Origin of the sequence: Pseudomonas sp. LP_7_YM, assembly GCF_004364435.1 — a bacterium.
Lineage (GTDB): Bacteria > Pseudomonadota > Gammaproteobacteria > Pseudomonadales > Pseudomonadaceae > Aquipseudomonas.
Window position 1 is genome coordinate 219,521 of the sequence record NZ_SOCT01000002.1, and the last position, 16,968, is coordinate 236,488.

Genomic DNA, 16,968 nt, shown 5'->3' on the forward strand with positions numbered 1-16,968 from the left:
AACTGGGCGTTTTTTTATGGATGTCTTTCATTGCCTCGGATCGCACGTATCATCCGTGGCCGCGCCTTTTCAAAGGTCTTCCGGTTGGAGCAAATGCCCCGTCGAACAGGCCAGGGTGAGTTTGACTGCCATGGGCAGGCTCGGCCAGCCAACCAATCGTCACAAGCGCGCTTGATTAAGCAGGCTTCTAAGTCTGGTGAAGAGGGTCGAATGAGTAAGGACCGGGTGAATGCAGGTCGACGTCGCTTCCTCGTCGCGGCCACCTCTGTGGTGGGAGCGGTAGGCGTGGCGGGCGCTGCGGTCCCGTTCGTGGGGTCATGGTTTCCCGGTGCAAAAGCCAAAGCGGCGGGAGCACCTGTAAAGGTCAATATCAGCAAAATCGAACCAGGTCAGCAGATGGTTGCCCAATGGCGCGGGCAACCGGTCTTTATCGTCCGTCGCACGCCCGAAATTCTGGACAACCTGGGCAGGCTCACCGCGCAGCTTTCTGATCCCGAATCGAGAAACTCCATTCAACCGGATTACGTTGACCCTGTCGTTCGCTCGATCAGGCCTGAAATATTGCTGGTGGTTGGAATCTGTACGCATCTGGGCTGCTCTCCCGCATTTCGCCCTGAAGTCGCACCCGCCGACCTAGGCAAAGACTGGGTGGGTGGATACTTCTGCCCCTGCCACGGCTCGCATTACGATCTGGCTGGGCGTGTCTACAAGGCGCAGCCTGCGCCCCTGAATCTGGCTGTGCCGCCGCATTCCTACGAGTCGGATTCAATCATCGTCATCGGTGTCGATCAGAAGGAAAGGGCATGAGCAAACTCAGAGAATGGATCGATGCGCGTTTCCCGCTGACGTCGATGTGGCAAACACACCTGAGCCAGTACTACGTCCCCAAGAACCTTAATTTCTTTTATCACTTCGGCTCACTGGCGCTGCTGGTACTGGTTAATCAAATCGTCACCGGCATCTGGCTGGCGATGAGCTACACCCCTTCGGCAGAGGAGGCGTTTGCGTCCATCGAATACATCATGCGTGACGTCGCGTATGGCTCGATCCTGCGTCTGCTGCATTCCACTGGTGCCTCAGCATTCTTTGTCGTGATTTATCTGCATATGTTTCGCGGATTGCTTTATGGGTCCTATCAGAAGCCGCGGGAGCTGGTGTGGGCGTTTGGCATGCTCATCTACCTCACACTGATGGCAGAGGCTTTCACGGGTTACTTGCTGCCTTGGGGGCAGATGTCGTACTGGGGTGCTCAGGTGATCATCTCTCTGTTCGGCGCAGTCCCGGTGGTCGGCGCTGACCTCGCTCAGTGGATTCGCGGTGACTATGTGGTCTCGGGCATCACGTTGAACCGCTTCTTTGCCTTGCATGTGATAGCGCTGCCGCTTGTGATCTTTGGCTTGGTGGTGTTGCACCTGCTGGCGCTTCATGAAGTCGGATCGAACAACCCTGATGGCGTGGACATCAATAAGCATGTGGACGAAAACGGCAAACCGCTGGACGGCGTTGCGTTCCATCCTTACTACACCGTCAAGGATCTCGTTGGCGTCGTAGTGTTTCTCGCGGTCTTCTGTTCGATCGTGTTCTTCTTCCCCGACATGGGCGGGTATGTCCTGGAGAAGGCTAACTTTGAGCAGGCCAACCCCCTGAAGACGCCGGAACACATAGCGCCAGTGTGGTACTTCACGCCGTTCTACGCGATCTTGCGCGCCATTCCGGACAAATTTATGGGTGTCATGGCGATGGGGGCGGCGGTTGCGGTGCTGTTCGTATTGCCTTGGCTGGACCGAAGTCCGGTCAAATCCATGCGATACAAGGGCTGGCCCAGCCGGATCGGGCTGCTGCTGTTCTGTGCGGTCTTCGTGATTCTGGGCATTCTCGGCGTGCAGCCGCTTGATCCTTTGCGTCTGGTGTTGTCCAGAGTGTGTACGTTCCTGTATTTCGCCTGCTTCCTTCTGATGCCGTTTTACACCCTGATGGAGAGGACAAAACCGGTTCCGGAAAGAGTGACGGGCTGATGAAAACGCTATTGAGCATTTTCATACTCGCCGCGCTGCCGGTCTTGTCTCTCGCGGCCGGGCACGCTGATTCGGAATCGGCGAGAGTCAATATCGACGTGTCTGACAAGGCCGCGATGCAAGATGGCGTGCAGACGTTCGTCACCTATTGCATGGGGTGCCACAGCGCCAGATTTCAACGTTATGAGCGCGTTGCTGACGACCTCGGCATTCCCCATGACGTAATGCTGGGCAAGCTGATGCTCACCGGCGCCAAGCTCGGCGACCATATGGTCTCGGCGATGCAGCCGGTAGATGCAAGGCTCTGGCTCGGCGTTGCACCGCCCGATCTGACGCTCGTGGCACGGGTGCGCGGCACTGATTGGCTCTACGACTACCTGCGTTCGTTCTACGAGGACCCTGCGCGCCCCTGGGGGGTGAATAACACAGTGTTCCCGAACGTTGCCATGCCCAACGTACTTGCGGGGCTGCAAGGGCGTCAGGTGATTGATTGCGAAAAGTCTCACGCGCCGATGCCCGGTTCGTCAGTGCCTCGCGACGGCTGTGATCGGTTGACCATCCTGCCGGGGACCGGGAGCCTGAGCGAAGGACAGTTCGATGACAAAGTGAAGAATCTGGTGACCTTCCTTGCCTACTCGGCAAATCCGGACAAGCTGCAGCATCAGCGCATTGGCACTTACGTGTTGCTGTATCTGGCGATTCTGTTCGCCTTCGCCTACCTGCTCAAGCGCGAATACTGGAAGGATATGCGCTGAACCGAGGTTGTTCAGGCCATGGTCACCATGCGCTCTGCACAGGCCCGTTCGGGGAATGGCTGCGGAGCGCGTATAGTGACGGGCGAAAGATTGCAGAATTTACTTCGGGTAAATGAGCTATCTTGTCGCCCCGCGACGTGTACCTGCTTCGTGTGGCTGTTGCCGGATGCGCCTTTGAGGCGCGTTTATTTTTTTGTGCTTTCGAAATTCAACAAGCGAGGAGGACCGCCATGGGCGTGACCAATCGGTTGGCCTGTTACTCCGACCCCGCCGACCACTATTCCCATCGCGTGCGTATTGTGCTCGCCGAGAAAGGTGTCAGCGCCGAGATCATTGATGTGGTGGACGGTCGTCATCCGCCCAGGCTGATCGAGGTGAATCCGTACGGCAGCGTGCCTACGCTGGTTGATCGTGACCTGGCGTTGTACGAGTCGACGGTGGTGATGGAATACCTGGATGAGCGTTATCCGCATCCGCCTCTGCTCCCGGTGTATCCGGTGGCCCGGGCCAACAGCCGGCTGCTGATCCATCGGATTCAGCGTGACTGGTGTGCCTCAGTGGATGTCATCCTGGATCCGCGCAGCAAAGAAGCTGCCCGTGTTCAGGCGCGCAAGGAGTTGCGCGAAAGTCTGACCGGCGTTTCGCCATTGTTCGCGGAAAAGCCTTTTTTCCTCAGTGACGAGCAAAGTCTGGTCGACTGCTGTCTATTGCCCATACTCTGGCGCCTGCCGATTCTGGGTATCGAGTTGCCGCGGCCTGCCAAGCCGCTGCTTGATTATATGGAGCGCCAGTTTGCGCGTGAGGCATTCCAGGCAAGTCTGTCTGCTGCCGAACGCGACATGCGCTAAGGCCTAAGGAACCGTTCGATGAACTCCAGTCGCCCCTATCTGATCCGCGCGCTTTATGAGTGGATCGTGGATAACGATTGCACACCGCACATTCTGGTGAACGCCGAATATCCGGCCGTGCAAGTCCCGCAAGGTTTCGCCAACGATGGCCAGATCGTCCTTAACTTCTCGCCCAGCGCCGTGCGCCATTTGCACATGGACAATGACGCGGTGAGCTTCGAAGGCCGCTTCGGCGGTGTTCCACACAGCCTCTATGTGCCCGTGGCCGCAGTCATGGGCATCTATGCCCGTGAGAACGGCCAGGGCATGGTCTTTGATCTGGAGCCCACAGTGGATGAGGACGAGGATCTGGGCGTGGACGACGATTTGCCGCCAGACGACGAGCCGCCACGCCCAAGCGGTCGTCCGAGTCTGAAAGTGGTCAAGTAAGCCGGCTGCGCAAAGACGAAAAAGGCGATCCCTCGGGATCGCCTTTTTTTGTGTCTGCGTGGTCAGCGCGGGAATTGATTCTGGCCGAAGACCGTAGGAGCAAGCTGGCTCGCGATCCCACTCCTGCGCCCTTCAGGCAGCAGTGGAGCCGTGTACGGCCCCGAACATCAAGCGCGCGTTGGTTTAATCAATGTACTCAAACAGCTTCACGATCTTCTGCACGCCTGCCACGCCCTGAACCAGATTGGTCGCGCGGCTGGCTTCTGCCTGGGTCAGCAGCCCCAGCAAGTAGACGATGCCGTTTTCGGTCACGACCTTGATGCGTGAGCCTGGAATGGCGCTGTCAGTCAGCATTTCGGTCTTGATCTTGCTGGTCAGCCAGGCATCGTTGCTGCGCGCCAGCAGCGAGGAGGGCTCCATGACCTGCAGCTCGTTGTTGACCTTCTTGACCTTCTGCACCTGGCTCGCGGTCTGCTCTGCCAGTTGCTTGAGGTCGGCGCGCGGGGTCTGGCCAGCCAGCAGCACCACGCCATTGAAGCTGGTGACGACGATGTGCGAGGCACTGTCCAGATCCGGACTGGCCTTGGCCACGTTAACGGAGACTTTGGTTTCGATCAGCGAGTCATCGATCTTGCTGCCAAAGGTGCGGGTACCGCGATCGTCGTCGATCGGCGCTTCGCGACTGGCATTGATCACCGAGCTGCATCCGCTGATGCCCAGGCAGAGCGTCAGGGTCAGCAGGCTGAGACGTTTGGATATCATTCTTCACTCCCGAACAATTGGCTGTCGATCAAGTCGCAAAGACAGTGGATCGACAGCAGGTGGACTTCCTGGATACGTGCCGTGACCTTGGCCGGTACACGGATTTCCACGTCCTCCGGCAACAGCAGAGAGGCCACGTCACCGCCGTCGCGACCGGTCAGGGCCACGACAATCATTTCCCGGTCGTGGGCGGCCTGGATGGCCTGGATGATGTTGGCAGAATTACCACTGGTGGAGATCGCCAGCAGCACGTCTCCCGGTTGACCCAGCGCGCGGATCTGTTTGGAAAAGATTTCGTTGTAACTGTAATCGTTGGCAATCGAGGTGATGGTCGAGGTGTCGGTGGTCAGCGCAATAGCTGGCAGGCTCGGTCGCTCGCGCTCGAAACGGTTGAGCAGCTCGGAGGAAAAGTGCTGCGCGTCGCCGGCCGACCCCCCATTGCCGCACGCAAGCATTTTGCCTTCGTTGAGCAGGGCGTTGACCATCACCTGGCTGGCTTGCTCGATGTAAGGTGCAAGAACGTCCATCGCCTGTTGCTTGGTATCGATGCTGGCCTGAAAAAGCTGTCGAATTCGGGATTGCATGTCCATCTATGAAAACCTTAATAAGGGCGGCTGGTCGGGCAATGTGTGACTCAGGTCATCGGCTTCCCGGCACAAAACTGTGCAGCCCGCAAAGCAAAGAGCGAAAAACAGTCTGGGTTATAGATTCCGGAGAGCGTATCAGCACAGTCTTGTGATCGAAGCGGTCAGCTGTCGAACGCGTTCTGCAACCAGTTCAGCGCAGGTGCCACGCCGGGATCACCATTGATTGCCACGACATCGAAGCGGCAAGGGGAGTTTGCCCATTTCGACTCGCTTTGCAGAAAACATTGTGCGGCCAGGGTGAGCTTTGCCTGCTTGCGAAGATCGACGCTTTCCATTGCGCCACCCCATCCAGCGTGGCGTCGATAGCGAACTTCGACGAATACTACTGTATCGCCGTCGAGCATGACCAGATCAAGCTCGCCGCGTTTGCATGACCAATTTCGTGTAATGAGCTGCAAACCGTGTTGCAGCAAGTGTCGCAGGGCGTAGGCTTCGGCCTCGCGCCCTGCGGTCTGTCGGGTATTGCTTGAGGTCAAGGAGCGGTGTCCGGCAGGCGTTGAACCTTGCCATCGACGAACTGTGCCCAAGGCAACTGACGCTCGATGCGCTGGCCCTGGCCGATTGCCAGGCTGCCGGAAAGGCCATCAATTCGACTGTCCGGCAGTGCTTTGAGCTGGCTCAGGCGCGGCGCCAGGCGATAGGCGTCGATGCCCATGGCGTAGAGACGGCCCAGACTTCCCGATGCCTGCGGCCACTGGGCGGTGACTTGCTGGCGCAACGGATCGGTAGCGTTCAGCAACCACGGGGTTTCGCAGAAGCGCACACCGCTCAGGTCGTTGTACATCGCCTGATCGTTGCTGTTGGTGAACAGGTGCGAGGTCGCATAGACCGGAACGTCGCCAGCGTACTGGAAGACCATGGTTGGCTTGATCTGTTGAGCCTGTTGTGGCGTGGCAGCCAGGAACATGAAGTCGACGTCCTGACGACGGTTAGGCTGGGCAGCCATCTGAGCGCCAGTGGTGCTCTGCAGACGCTGGGCGCGGCCTTCGCTGTTACGCAGTTGAAACAGATCGGCGACTTGCTGGGCCAGGGCAACGGGCTGGTCGATGCGCTCGACACCCAGGAAGGTGCCGCCCTTGGCTTGCCAGCTCTGACGGAAAGCCTCAAGCACACGGTCGCCCCATTCGCCTTTCGGCACCATTGCCACGGCGCTGCGTTTGCCATCTGCCCAGGCGCGACGGGCCACTTCACGGGCTTCGTCTTCTGCGGCGAGACCGAACTGAAACAGCTCGGCAGGGCCTTGAGCGGTGGAGTCGCTGTAATTAAGGGCCAGAGTTGTAATTGGCAGTTGCTGATGGGTGCTCAACTGTTTGACCAGTGGTTTTTCCAGCGGCCCGACAACCAGTTGAACCCCGGCGGCCTTGGCCTGAGCGTAGAAGGCGTCCATGGAGGTAACGCGTGAGCTGTCGAACACCTCGACGGCGGGTGGATTCTGCCCTGCCTGTTGTGCCTGATAGTGAGCAGCCATGAACCCGTCACGCAGCGCGCGCGATACCGAAGCCAGCTGGCCCTCCTGGGGCAGCAACAGAGCAATCTTGGTCAGCGGCTCGCTTTTCAGGTCACGCAATTGCGCGAGTGTGGTCGGCAGTTGGCGTGCCGCTGGGTGTTGTGGGTTCTGTGCTTTCCAGTTGTCGATGGCGGCCTGTTGCTGTTCCAGGGTACCAGCACCTTTGACTGCTCGAGCCAGGCTCAGCCAGCCGCCCATGTCGTCGTTGGCGGTGCTTTGCAGTTGCTCGGGAGGCAGGGCTGCGACCAGGGTCCAGATGGCGTCATTGTTGGCGCTCAAGGCGTCGCCTTGCAGCAGCGGCCCCATGAACACACGTTCGCTGGCTGCGGCGAGGGTCTGGCCATCTGTCTCAAGAGCGCGGGCGCGGGCGGTGTGGGCTCGGGTCTGCAGGTCGACCGGCATTTCACCCAGATGCTGCATGCTGGGGTGATTGAGTGAGGTCAGCGCTGCTTTTGGCTGGCTGCGGCCCAGAGCCAGTTCGGCGGACAGCGTATTGGCGTAGATCTGCTTGTCGGTCTTGAGCTGGTCCATCTGGACCTGCTCGAGAATGCTGGCAGCGCGACCGGGGTTGTTCTGACGTGCGGCCAGATCGGCAGCGGTCAGACGCAACAGGGCAGCCTGGTCAGGTGACTTGGCAGCGGCGGCTTGTTCGAGCAATTGCTCGATGCTGGCGTCGGGTGTGCGTGGCAGTTCCCCAAGGCCGGAGGAGGGCGAACCGGCACAAGCGGCCAACAAGGCAGCCAGGCAGAGGGCAGATAACAGCCGCAGGCAAGCGATCATGTCTATGTTCCTGATACTTGAGCAAATTAGCGTGGAATTGTACCCAAGCACTGGCCGGGGCGCGATGTTGTAAGCGTTACGGCATCAATAATAGTGGACGCTTGAAGCACCACCGAGCGTTTCAAACCAGGGTTTGCGAAGTGGGGGTCATGCCGTGGGTGTGTAGCGCGTATGCCCGCCACTTCTCAATCTCCCTGTCTGCATCGCCTTAACCTGTACAATGCGGGCTTTAATCGAACATGAGGTGTGCGCTTTGACTGCTCCGGGTGCTTTGAATTCCACTACAGGCTCGCTTTATGTGGTGGCCACGCCGATAGGCAACCTGGATGACATGAGTGTGCGTGCCTTGAAGGTATTGCGCGAGGTGTCGTTGATTGCTGCGGAAGATACCAGGCATTCGTTGCGTCTCATGCAGCACTTTGGCATCACAACCCCATTGGCCGCTTGCCACGAGCACAACGAGCGGGAAGAGGGCAGCCGTTTCATTGCGCGGTTGCAGGCTGGCGATGACGTGGCTTTGATCTCTGACGCCGGAACCCCGCTGATTTCGGATCCTGGCTATCACCTTGTTCGTCAGGCGCGTGCTGCCGGGATTCAGGTAGTGCCGGTTCCAGGCGCATGTGCGTTGATCGCCGCCCTGTCCGCAGCAGGTTTGCCATCCGATCGTTTTATCTTCGAGGGTTTTCTCCCGGCCAAGTCAGTGGGGCGTAAGGCGCGCCTGGAATTGCTCAAGGAAGAACCTCGCACGGTGATCTTCTATGAAGCACCGCACCGGATTCTGGAATGCCTGCAGGATCTCGAAGAAATCTTCGGTGCTCAGCGTGCGGCAGTCCTTGGCCGTGAACTGACTAAAACTTTCGAAACCCTCAAAGGTCTGCCATTGGGTGAGCTCCGGGCATTTGTCGAAGGCGACAGTAACCAGCAGCGCGGCGAATGCGTGGTGTTGGTGGCGGGCTGGAGCGAGCCTGAAGGAGAAGACGCCATTGGCGCGGAAGCCCGCCGGGTGCTGGATTTGCTATTGCGGGAAATGCCACTCAAACGCGCGGCAGCTGTGGCGGCCGAGATCACGGGCGTGCGCAAGAACCTGCTGTATCAAGTCGCTTTGGAGAAGCAGAAAGGAGAGTGACCGTGGGTCGCGCGCGCTTTGCGTAAAGGTGCGAGGGTGGATTAAAGCTTGTTCTTCTATCGCCCTGCCATTACCCTTGGCGGCGGAGAGTCGATTGGACAGTCGCTGCCTTTCATTGTTCCGCAATGAGGGGGGGAGGAAAGTCCGGGCTCCATAGGGCAGAGTGCCAGGTAACGCCTGGGAGGCGCGAGCCTACGGAAAGTGCCACAGAAAATAACCGCCTAAGCACTTCGGTGCCGGTAAGGGTGAAAAGGTGCGGTAAGAGCGCACCGCACGTCTGGCAACAGTTCGTGGCTAGGTAAACCCCACTCGGAGCAAGACCAAATAGGGTTCCTAGGCGTGGCCCGCGCTGGAACCGGGTAGGTTGCTAAAGGTGTCCAGTGATGGCCATCGTAGAGGAATGACTGTCCTCGACAGAACCCGGCTTACAGATCGACTCTCCACCTCTTTTTCTCCCCTCGTTTGTACCATTTCCCCCTCTTTGTAATGCCAAAAAAATCTTAAACCTCATAAAGCACTTTAAGTTCAGTGCTCATCTTTTTGAGTTCTCTCAGGTTTATTCCTTAGAGCCTCCCGAATTTCCCCAAATCCCTTCTCTTACCCGTCGTAAATCTCCGTCCTGTAAGGCTTTTCCTTAAGAAGTTGCCTTGACGGTGTGGTGGGCGCATTCCTATAGTGTGCGCAAGTGGCGGAAAGTGGCGTGAAGTGGGTTTTTCAACCGCAAAACGATAATGTTCGGAGAAAGCGCCTGTGTTCCGTGGTGCAAACGCAATCAATCTCGACGCAAAGGGTCGTCTCGCTATGCCGAGCCGGTACCGTGACGAGTTGGATTCGCGTAGCTCCGGCCAGTTGATTGTGACCATAGATACCGTCGACCCCTGCTTGTGCATCTATCCGCTCCCGGAGTGGGAATTGATCGAAGCCAAATTGCGGGAGCTCGCTACTTTTCGCGAAGAGAATCGCCGTTTGCAGCGACTGCTGATCGGTAATGCGGTTGATCTGGAGCTTGATGGCAGTGGGCGCTTTCTAGTGCCGCCGCGTTTACGTGATTACGCCAAGCTCGACAAGCGGGTAATGCTGGTAGGCCAGCTGAACAAGTTTCAACTGTGGGATGAAGACGCCTGGAACGCACTTGCTGATGCTGACCTTGCGGCCATACAAAAACCGGGCGCGATGCCTGATGAACTGCGTGATTTGATCCTGTGACTACGAATAGCGGCTTTACCCACATCACCGTACTGCTTGAAGAAGCCGTCGAGGCTCTCGCGGTGCGCAGCGATGGCTGCTATCTGGATGGTACGTTTGGACGCGGAGGGCACAGTCGGCTCATCCTGCAGCAGCTCGGGCCGGATGGCCGACTCCTCGGATTTGATAAGGATCCTCAAGCGATTGCCACAGGGCAAGCGCTGGCGGCCGAAGACGGCCGCTTTGTCATTGTGCAGCGCAGTTTTGCCGAAATGGGCGCGGAGGCTCTGGAACGCGGCATCACGGGAAAAGTCAGCGGCATCCTGCTTGATCTTGGAGTTTCGTCGCCGCAATTGGACGACCCTGAGCGTGGCTTCAGTTTCATGAACGATGGCCCGTTGGACATGCGCATGGACCCTTCTCGGGGGATCAGTGCTGCCGATTTCGTCAATAGCGCAACTGTCGAGGAGATTGCCCGCGTCTTCAAGGAATACGGCGAAGAGCGTTTCGCCAAGCGCATGGCCGGTGCCGTCGTCAATCGTCGCGACACCCAACCTTTTGAACGCACCGCCGATCTGGCCGAGGTGCTGAAAGTGGCCAATCCTGCCTGGGAAAAGGGCAAGAACCCTGCAACGCGCGCCTTTCAGGGCTTGCGCATTCACCTCAACAACGAACTCGGCGATCTTGAAGCTGGCCTCGAAGCCGCGCTGGAAGTCCTCGAAGTGGGCGGCCGTCTGGCTGTCATCAGCTTCCACTCGCTGGAAGACCGCATCGTCAAGCAGTTCATGCGCAAGCTGGTAAAGGGGGAGGCAGACAACATGCCTCGCAACCTGCCGATCCGGCACCAGGCGTTCGAACCGCGCATCAAGCTGATCGGCAAGGCACAGTTTGCCTCTGACGACGAAACCCGTGCCAATTCACGTTCGCGCAGTGCAGTGATGCGTGTTGCGGAGAAACTACGGTGAGTCGCGGTTTCTTCAAGCCGTTGCCCGGCGGCAGTTTTTTCATGCTGCTGCTGTTCATTGCCGTCCTCGTTTCAGCGATTGCCGTTTCCTATAGCGCTCACTGGAACCGCCAGTTGCTCAACTCGCTGTACGCCGAGCTCAGTGTCCGCGACAAGGCGCAAGCTGAGTGGGGGCGCCTGATTCTTGAGCAAAGCACCTGGACGGCCCACAGTCGCATTGAAGCGCTGGCGACTGACCAGCTGAAAATGCGTATCCCGAACGCCGCCGATATCCGGATGGTCTCGCCATGATGAAACTGGAAGGGGCACTTTACCCTTGGCGGTTCCGCGTCGTGGTCGGGCTACTGTCTGTGCTGGTGGCGGCGATTGCCTACCGCATCGTTGACCTGCAGGTCATCGATCACCGCTTCCTGATCGAACAGGGCGACGCGCGCAGCCTGCGCAACGTTTCCATTCCCGCGCACCGTGGTCTGATTACCGACCGTAACGGTGAGCCTCTGGCTGTCAGTACCCCGGTCACTACCATTTGGGCCAACCCGTCTGAAATGCAGGCGGACAAGAGCAAGTGGTCGCAACTGGCGCAGACGTTGGGTCAGGATCCGAAGGCTCTGGCCGAGCGCTTGAACGAGCAGGCCAGTAAAGAGTTCATCTATCTGGTTCGCGGGCTGACGCCGGAGCAGGGCCAGTCGGTGCTCGATCTCAAAGTGCCGGGCGTCTACGGCAAGGAAGAGTTTCGCCGCTTCTATCCTGCCGGCGACGTGACGGCTCATATGGTTGGCTTTACCGACCTTGACGACCACGGTCGCGAAGGTGTTGAGCTCGCCTATGATGACTGGCTGGCGGGCGTGCCCGGCAGAAGGCAAGTGATCAAGGATCGGCGAGGCAGGCTGATCAAGGACCTGCAAGTCAAGAAAAACGCCAAGGCCGGCAAGACCTTGGCTTTGTCTATTGATCTGCGCCTGCAATACCTGGCGACCCGCGAGCTGCGCAACGCGATTCAGGAAAACGACGCCAAGGCGGGCAGCCTGGTGATCATGGACGTGAAAACCGGCGAGGTGCTGGCGATGGTCAACCAGCCGACTTATAACCCGAATAACCGCCGCACCATGGTTCCGGCCGCAATGCGTAACCGGGCGATCATCGACGTGTTCGAGCCAGGCTCGACCATGAAGCCGATTTCCATGACAGCAGCGCTGGACAGTGGCCGCTGGAAACCCAGCGACAAGGTCGAGGTGTATCCCGGCACGCTGCAGATTGGCAAATACACCATCCGTGACGTGACCAAGACCGAGGGACCGATCCTCGACCTGACCGGCATCCTGATCAACTCCAGTAACGTTGGCATGAGTAAAGTCGCGTTCGACGTCGGCGGCGAAGCGATCTTCCGCGCCATGCAGCGTGTGGGGCTGGGGCAGTACACAGGCTTGGGCTTCCCTGGCGAGCGCGTCGGCAACCTGCCGAACTATCGCGAGTGGCGCAAGGCAGAAACTGCAACCCTTTCCTATGGCTATGGCCTTTCGGTGACGGCGCTGCAACTGGTGCACGCCTACTCGGCGCTGGCCAACAACGGCAAGATCGTCCCGCTGACCATCCTGAAGACCGACAAGCCTTCGGAGTCGGTTCAGGCAATTCCTGAAGCGACCGCTAAAACCCTGCAGGGCATGCTGCAACAGGTAATCGAAGACCCGCGCGGCGTTTATCGTGCGCGAGTGCCGTCGTATCACGTGGCGGGCAAGTCAGGTACTGCGCGCAAGACTTCGGTGGGCACCAAAGGCTACGCCGAGAACTCCTATCGCTCGCTGTTCGCCGGGTTTGGCCCGATGAGCAATCCGCGTTACGCCATCGTGGTAGTGATCGACGAACCTAGCAAAGGCGGCTACTTCGGCGGTCTGGTTTCCGCACCCGTGTTCAGCAAGGTGATGTCTGGGACATTGCGGTTGATGAACATACGCCCGGACAACCTCGCGCCGGTTCCGCCGGAGCAGCAAGCCAACGCTGCTCCGCTGGTTGTGCCGATCAAGGGAGGGCACGGCTGATGCCTTTCAACTTGAGCAAGATTTTCGCCCAGAGCGACCGGGACCTGCTGATCCGTGAACTGACGCTGGACAGCCGCAAGGTCCGTCCAGGCGATCTATTCCTGGCGATCCCGGGTCTGAAAGTCGACGGCCGCGCCCACATCACTGACGCCATTGCTCACGGCGCGGCCGCCGTGGCCTATGAAGTCGAAGGCGCCAAGGTGCTGCCGATTACGGATATCCCGATGATTCCGGTCAAGCGCCTGGCCGCGCAGCTGTCGGATATTGCCGGCCGTTTTTATGGCGATCCGAGCCGCAGCCTGAATCTGGTAGGCGTGACCGGCACCAACGGCAAGACCAGTGTCACCCAGTTGATCGCGCAAGCGCTCGACAAGCTGGGTCAGCACTGCGGTCTGATCGGCACGTTGGGCACCGGTTTTTACAGTGAATTGAAAGGCGGGGTTCACACCACGCCCGATCCGATCTCCGTGCAGTCGACCCTCTACGATCTTAAAAAGGCCGGAGCCAAGGCTATCGCCATGGAAGTCTCGTCCCATGGTCTGGACCAAGGGCGCGTCACAGCGCTGGCGTTCGACGTTGCCGTGATGACCAACCTGTCCCGGGACCATCTGGATTACCACGGCACGATGCAAGCTTATGGCTCCGCCAAGGCCAAGCTGTTTGCCTGGGAGGACCTGAGTTGCCGCGTGATCAACCTTGACGATGAATTCGGTTGCCAACTGGCCGCCAAACCCGACGCGTCGCGCCTGATCACTTACAGCCTGGAAAACAGTGGCGCGTCTCTGTTCTGCCGCGATGCGCATTTTGACGACGACGGTGTGCGCGCCACCCTGGTTACGTCACAGGGTGATCATGTCCTGCGCAGCAGTCTGCTGGGCCGTTTCAACCTGAGCAACGTGCTGGCGGCTGTGGGCGCCTTGCTGGGTCTGGATTATCCGCTGGACGACATCCTCAAGGTGCTGCCGATCCTCGAAGGTCCGGTTGGACGCATGCAACGTTTGGGCGGCGGCGCGCGGCCTCTGGTAGTGGTCGATTACGCCCACACCCCGGACGCGCTGGAAAAAGTCCTTGGCGCTTTGCGTCCGCACGCCAAAGGTCAACTGACCTGCCTGTTCGGTTGTGGCGGTGATCGCGATCGCGGCAAGCGTCCACTGATGGCCGAAGTGGTTGAGCGTCTGGCCGACAAGGTACTGGTCACCGATGACAACCCGCGCACCGAAGACCCTGCGCGTATTTTTGATGACATTCGCGCAGGTTTCACTGCAGTGAATGGCGTTGAGTTCGTTGCCGGGCGTGGCCAGGCTATCGCGCAAATTATCGCCAATGCACAGGCCGAAGACGTCATCGTGCTGGCAGGCAAGGGGCACGAGGATTACCAGGAAGTCGATGGTCAGCGCCATCCGTTCTCCGACCTGGAAGAAGCCGCCAAGGCACTGGACGCATGGGAGGCTGCACATGCATAAGCCGCTTTCGTTCAGTGAGCTGCTGGTGCCGCTCGATGCGCGGCGTGTTGGCGATGACGCGAGTTTCGATGGCGTCAGTATCGATAGCCGGGCGATCAATCCGGGGCAGTTGTTCGTAGCACTGACCGGTCCGAATTTCGACGGTCATGATTATATGGATCAGGTCGCTGCTAAAGGTGCAGTTGGCGCGCTGGTGGAGCGTGAGATGCCAGGCAGCGCTCTGCCGCAACTGATCGTTGGCGATACCCGTAAGGCGCTGGCGCAGTTGGGAGCCATGAATCGCAATGCTTTCATCAACAAGCCAATGGCTGCAATCACCGGCTCCAGCGGCAAGACGACGGTCAAGGAGATGCTCGCAAGCATCCTGCGTACGCGTGGCTCGGTGCTGGCGACTCGCGGCAATCTGAATAATGAACTGGGTGTGCCGCTGACGCTGTTGGAGCTGGAACCGGAGTTTGACGCCGCGGTCATCGAGTTGGGCGCGTCGCGGATCGGCGAAATCGCTTTCACTGTCAGTCTGACCAAGCCGCACGTCACTGTCATCACCAATGCCGGGACCGCTCACGTGGGCGAGTTCGGCGGTCCCGACAAAATTGTCGAGGCCAAGGGCGAGATTCTGGAAGGCCTCGATGCGCGTGGCATTGCAGTGCTGAATCGCGATGACAAGGCATTCGACATCTGGTTTGCTCGCGCCGGTGCACGCAAAGTGCTGAGCTTCTCAAGCAACAGCAGCGAAGCGGACCTGTATGCCAGCGACGTGGGCATCGACGCCCGAGGCTGTCCCGCTTTCACACTGCACAGCCCGAGCGGTTCGGCACAGGTGCAGTTGAACCTGCTGGGTGCGCACAACGTAGCCAATGCATTGGCTGCAGCGGCGGCTGCGCACGCGCTGAACGTATCGATGCCGGATATCGTCGCCGGGCTCAACGGTGTTCAGCCGGTCAAGGGGCGCACGGTTGCGCAGCTGGCAAAAAACGGGCTCCGGGTAATTGACGACACTTACAACGCCAACCCGACTTCCGTGGCCGCAGCTACCGACATTCTGGCCGGTTTCAAGGGCCGCCGGGTGCTGGTGCTGGGCGACATCGGCGAGCTTGGTAACTGGGCAGAGCAGGGCCATCGCGACGTCGGTGCTTATGCAGCCGCAAAGGTCGACGCATTGTATGCCGTCGGTCCGTTGATGGCCCATGCCGTCAAGGCTTTCGGGCAGGATGCGCGACATTTTGCGACTCAGGCCGACCTGATCGAGGCGCTGGGCGCCGAGCAAGAAAAAAACACAACCATTTTGATCAAAGGTTCTCGCAGTGCCGCGATGGAAAACGTCGTGGCGGCCCTGTGCGCTATTAGTTTGGAGAAACATTAATGCTGCTGCTGCTGGCCGAGTATCTGCAACAGTTCTACAAAGGCTTCGCGGTCTTCCAGTACCTGACCCTGCGCGGGATCCTTGGCGTGCTCACTGCATTGTCACTCTCTTTGTGCTTGGGCCCATGGATGATCCGTGCCCTGCAGAATAAGCAGATCGGCCAATCGGTCCGTAATGACGGCCCTCAGTCCCATCTGTCCAAATCCGGCACCCCGACCATGGGCGGTGCGCTGATTCTGTCCGCTATCGGCATCGCAACCCTGTTGTGGGCCGACCTCTCCAACCGCTATGTGTGGGTAGTGCTGATCGTCACGCTGCTGTTCGGCGGCATCGGCTGGGTCGACGACTATCGCAAGGTCATCGAGAAGAATTCCAAGGGCCTGCCAAGCCGCTGGAAGTATTTCTGGCAATCGGTGTTCGGTCTGGGCGCTGCGATCTTCCTTTATGTGAGTGCGCAATCGCCTGTGGAAACCACGCTGCTGATCCCGATGCTCAAGGACTTCACTATTCCTTTGGGCATTGGCTTCGTAGTGCTTACCTACTTCGTGATCGTCGGCTCCAGCAATGCGGTCAACCTCACCGATGGCCTGGACGGTCTGGCAATCATGCCAACGGTCATGGTCGGCGGTGCCTTGGGTATCTTCTGCTATCTGTCCGGTAACGTGAAGTTTGCCGAATACCTGTTGATTCCCTATGTGCCGGGGGCGGGCGAGCTGATTGTGTTCTGCGGTGCGCTGATTGGCGCCGGGCTGGGCTTTCTCTGGTTCAACACTTATCCGGCCCAGGTCTTCATGGGCGATGTCGGCGCGCTGGCGCTGGGCGCTGCGCTGGGCACCATCGCGGTCATCGTGCGTCAGGAAATCGTCCTGTTCATCATGGGCGGTGTGTTCGTGATGGAGACCCTGTCAGTAGTCATTCAGGTCGCTTCCTTTAAATTGACCGGCCGCCGCGTTTTCCGTATGGCGCCGATCCACCACCACTTTGAACTCAAGGGCTGGCCCGAGCCGCGCGTGATCGTCCGTTTCTGGATCATCACCGTGATTCTCGTGCTGATCGGCCTTGCCACGTTGAAACTGAGGTAAGACAGA

General features: G+C 59.0%; 17 protein-coding genes and 1 other RNA gene. 14 read left to right on the forward strand and 4 right to left on the reverse strand.

Annotated elements, in window-relative coordinates:
• Positions 1-210: 210 nt before the first annotated feature.
• From petA to EC915_RS06050, 5 genes are all read left to right on the forward strand, one after another.
• Positions 211-807 carry a ubiquinol-cytochrome c reductase iron-sulfur subunit gene (gene petA, locus EC915_RS06030; RefSeq protein ID WP_133749626.1) on the forward strand — a complete coding sequence of 199 codons (597 nt, stop codon included), beginning with the start codon at positions 211-213 and terminating at the stop codon, positions 805-807.
• On the forward strand, positions 804-2,015 hold the full coding sequence (locus EC915_RS06035) for a cytochrome b N-terminal domain-containing protein (protein ID WP_133749627.1): 1,212 nt from the start codon (positions 804-806) through the stop codon (positions 2,013-2,015). Before petA ends, EC915_RS06035 begins: the two co-directional genes overlap by 4 nt.
• Positions 2,015-2,770 carry a cytochrome c1 gene (locus EC915_RS06040; protein ID WP_133749628.1) on the forward strand — a complete coding sequence of 252 codons (756 nt, stop codon included), beginning with the start codon at positions 2,015-2,017 and terminating at the stop codon, positions 2,768-2,770. The genes EC915_RS06035 and EC915_RS06040 overlap by 1 nt, the downstream gene beginning before the upstream one ends.
• Positions 2,771-3,000: 230 nt before the next feature.
• Complete coding sequence (locus tag EC915_RS06045) at positions 3,001-3,618, forward strand: glutathione S-transferase N-terminal domain-containing protein (protein WP_133749629.1); 618 nt, start codon at positions 3,001-3,003, stop codon at positions 3,616-3,618.
• Positions 3,619-3,636: 18 nt separating this feature from the next.
• Positions 3,637-4,047, forward strand: a complete 411-nt coding sequence (locus tag EC915_RS06050) for a ClpXP protease specificity-enhancing factor (protein ID WP_133749630.1) — start codon at positions 3,637-3,639, stop codon at positions 4,045-4,047.
• A 183-nt stretch (positions 4,048-4,230) separates the two neighbouring features.
• Here EC915_RS06050 and EC915_RS06055 read toward each other — a convergent pair whose 3' ends face one another.
• From EC915_RS06055 to EC915_RS06070, 4 genes are all read right to left on the reverse strand, one after another.
• Positions 4,231-4,809, reverse strand: coding sequence for a BON domain-containing protein (locus EC915_RS06055; RefSeq protein WP_133749631.1), 579 nt, complete (start codon positions 4,807-4,809; stop codon positions 4,231-4,233).
• Entirely contained in the window at positions 4,806-5,399 is a 594-nt protein-coding gene (locus EC915_RS06060) for a phosphoheptose isomerase (protein ID WP_133749632.1), read from the reverse strand. The genes EC915_RS06055 and EC915_RS06060 overlap by 4 nt, the downstream gene beginning before the upstream one ends.
• A 158-nt stretch (positions 5,400-5,557) precedes the next feature.
• The gene (locus EC915_RS06065; protein WP_133749633.1) at positions 5,558-5,932 is read right to left on the reverse strand and encodes a YraN family protein; all 375 of its coding nucleotides are present in this window, start codon (positions 5,930-5,932) and stop codon (positions 5,558-5,560) included.
• A complete protein-coding gene (locus EC915_RS06070; RefSeq protein WP_133749634.1) occupies positions 5,929-7,743 on the reverse strand; it encodes a penicillin-binding protein activator in 1,815 nt (604 codons plus the stop codon). Before EC915_RS06070 ends, EC915_RS06065 begins: the two co-directional genes overlap by 4 nt.
• Before the next feature lie 220 nt (positions 7,744-7,963).
• On the opposite strand from EC915_RS06070, the gene rsmI reads away from it, so the two are divergent.
• The 9 genes from rsmI to mraY all read left to right on the forward strand — a co-directional run bounded on the left by rsmI (position 7,964) and on the right by mraY (position 16,962).
• Positions 7,964-8,869: a 16S rRNA (cytidine(1402)-2'-O)-methyltransferase gene (rsmI, locus tag EC915_RS06075; protein ID WP_133749635.1), complete on the forward strand. Its 906-nt coding sequence runs from the start codon at positions 7,964-7,966 to the stop codon at positions 8,867-8,869.
• Positions 8,870-8,955: 86 nt separating this feature from the next.
• Positions 8,956-9,313, forward strand: an RNA gene (rnpB, locus tag EC915_RS06080) — RNase P RNA component class A.
• Between the two features lie 306 nt (positions 9,314-9,619).
• A complete protein-coding gene (gene mraZ / locus EC915_RS06085) occupies positions 9,620-10,075 on the forward strand; it encodes a division/cell wall cluster transcriptional repressor MraZ (RefSeq protein WP_110948512.1) in 456 nt (151 codons plus the stop codon).
• Entirely contained in the window at positions 10,072-11,019 is a 948-nt protein-coding gene (rsmH, locus tag EC915_RS06090; RefSeq protein ID WP_133749636.1) for a 16S rRNA (cytosine(1402)-N(4))-methyltransferase RsmH, read from the forward strand. The genes mraZ and rsmH overlap by 4 nt, the downstream gene beginning before the upstream one ends.
• The gene (gene ftsL / locus EC915_RS06095; RefSeq protein WP_110948514.1) at positions 11,016-11,309 is read left to right on the forward strand and encodes a cell division protein FtsL; all 294 of its coding nucleotides are present in this window, start codon (positions 11,016-11,018) and stop codon (positions 11,307-11,309) included. The genes rsmH and ftsL overlap by 4 nt, the downstream gene beginning before the upstream one ends.
• Positions 11,306-13,054, forward strand: coding sequence for a penicillin-binding protein 2 (locus EC915_RS06100; protein WP_133749637.1), 1,749 nt, complete (start codon positions 11,306-11,308; stop codon positions 13,052-13,054). The genes ftsL and EC915_RS06100 overlap by 4 nt, the downstream gene beginning before the upstream one ends.
• Entirely contained in the window at positions 13,054-14,517 is a 1,464-nt protein-coding gene (locus tag EC915_RS06105) for a UDP-N-acetylmuramoyl-L-alanyl-D-glutamate--2,6-diaminopimelate ligase (protein ID WP_133749638.1), read from the forward strand. The genes EC915_RS06100 and EC915_RS06105 overlap by 1 nt, the downstream gene beginning before the upstream one ends.
• Positions 14,510-15,880, forward strand: a complete 1,371-nt coding sequence (murF, locus tag EC915_RS06110) for a UDP-N-acetylmuramoyl-tripeptide--D-alanyl-D-alanine ligase (RefSeq protein WP_133749639.1) — start codon at positions 14,510-14,512, stop codon at positions 15,878-15,880. Before EC915_RS06105 ends, murF begins: the two co-directional genes overlap by 8 nt.
• A complete protein-coding gene (gene mraY, locus EC915_RS06115; protein WP_133749640.1) occupies positions 15,880-16,962 on the forward strand; it encodes a phospho-N-acetylmuramoyl-pentapeptide-transferase in 1,083 nt (360 codons plus the stop codon). Before murF ends, mraY begins: the two co-directional genes overlap by 1 nt.
• Positions 16,963-16,968 lie beyond the last annotated feature (6 nt).

Bases quoted from the DNA above. Each gene is read 5' to 3' on its own strand.
- EC915_RS06055 (WP_133749631.1), bottom strand. From the start codon at position 4,809: ATGATATCCAAACGTCTCAGCCTGCTGACCCTGACGCTCTGCCTGGGC.
- petA (WP_133749626.1), top strand. From the start codon at position 211: ATGAGTAAGGACCGGGTGAATGCAGGTCGACGTCGCTTCCTCGTCGCG.
- EC915_RS06070 (WP_133749634.1), bottom strand. From the start codon at position 7,743: ATGATCGCTTGCCTGCGGCTGTTATCTGCCCTCTGCCTGGCTGCCTTG.
- EC915_RS06050 (WP_133749630.1), top strand. From the start codon at position 3,637: ATGAACTCCAGTCGCCCCTATCTGATCCGCGCGCTTTATGAGTGGATC.
- murF (WP_133749639.1), top strand. From the start codon at position 14,510: ATGCATAAGCCGCTTTCGTTCAGTGAGCTGCTGGTGCCGCTCGATGCG.
- mraY (WP_133749640.1), top strand. From the start codon at position 15,880: ATGCTGCTGCTGCTGGCCGAGTATCTGCAACAGTTCTACAAAGGCTTC.
- EC915_RS06105 (WP_133749638.1), top strand. From the start codon at position 13,054: ATGCCTTTCAACTTGAGCAAGATTTTCGCCCAGAGCGACCGGGACCTG.
- EC915_RS06060 (WP_133749632.1), bottom strand. From the start codon at position 5,399: ATGGACATGCAATCCCGAATTCGACAGCTTTTTCAGGCCAGCATCGAT.
- EC915_RS06045 (WP_133749629.1), top strand. From the start codon at position 3,001: ATGGGCGTGACCAATCGGTTGGCCTGTTACTCCGACCCCGCCGACCAC.
- EC915_RS06040 (WP_133749628.1), top strand. From the start codon at position 2,015: ATGAAAACGCTATTGAGCATTTTCATACTCGCCGCGCTGCCGGTCTTG.
- EC915_RS06100 (WP_133749637.1), top strand. From the start codon at position 11,306: ATGATGAAACTGGAAGGGGCACTTTACCCTTGGCGGTTCCGCGTCGTG.
- rsmI (WP_133749635.1), top strand. From the start codon at position 7,964: ATGCGGGCTTTAATCGAACATGAGGTGTGCGCTTTGACTGCTCCGGGT.
- EC915_RS06035 (WP_133749627.1), top strand. From the start codon at position 804: ATGAGCAAACTCAGAGAATGGATCGATGCGCGTTTCCCGCTGACGTCG.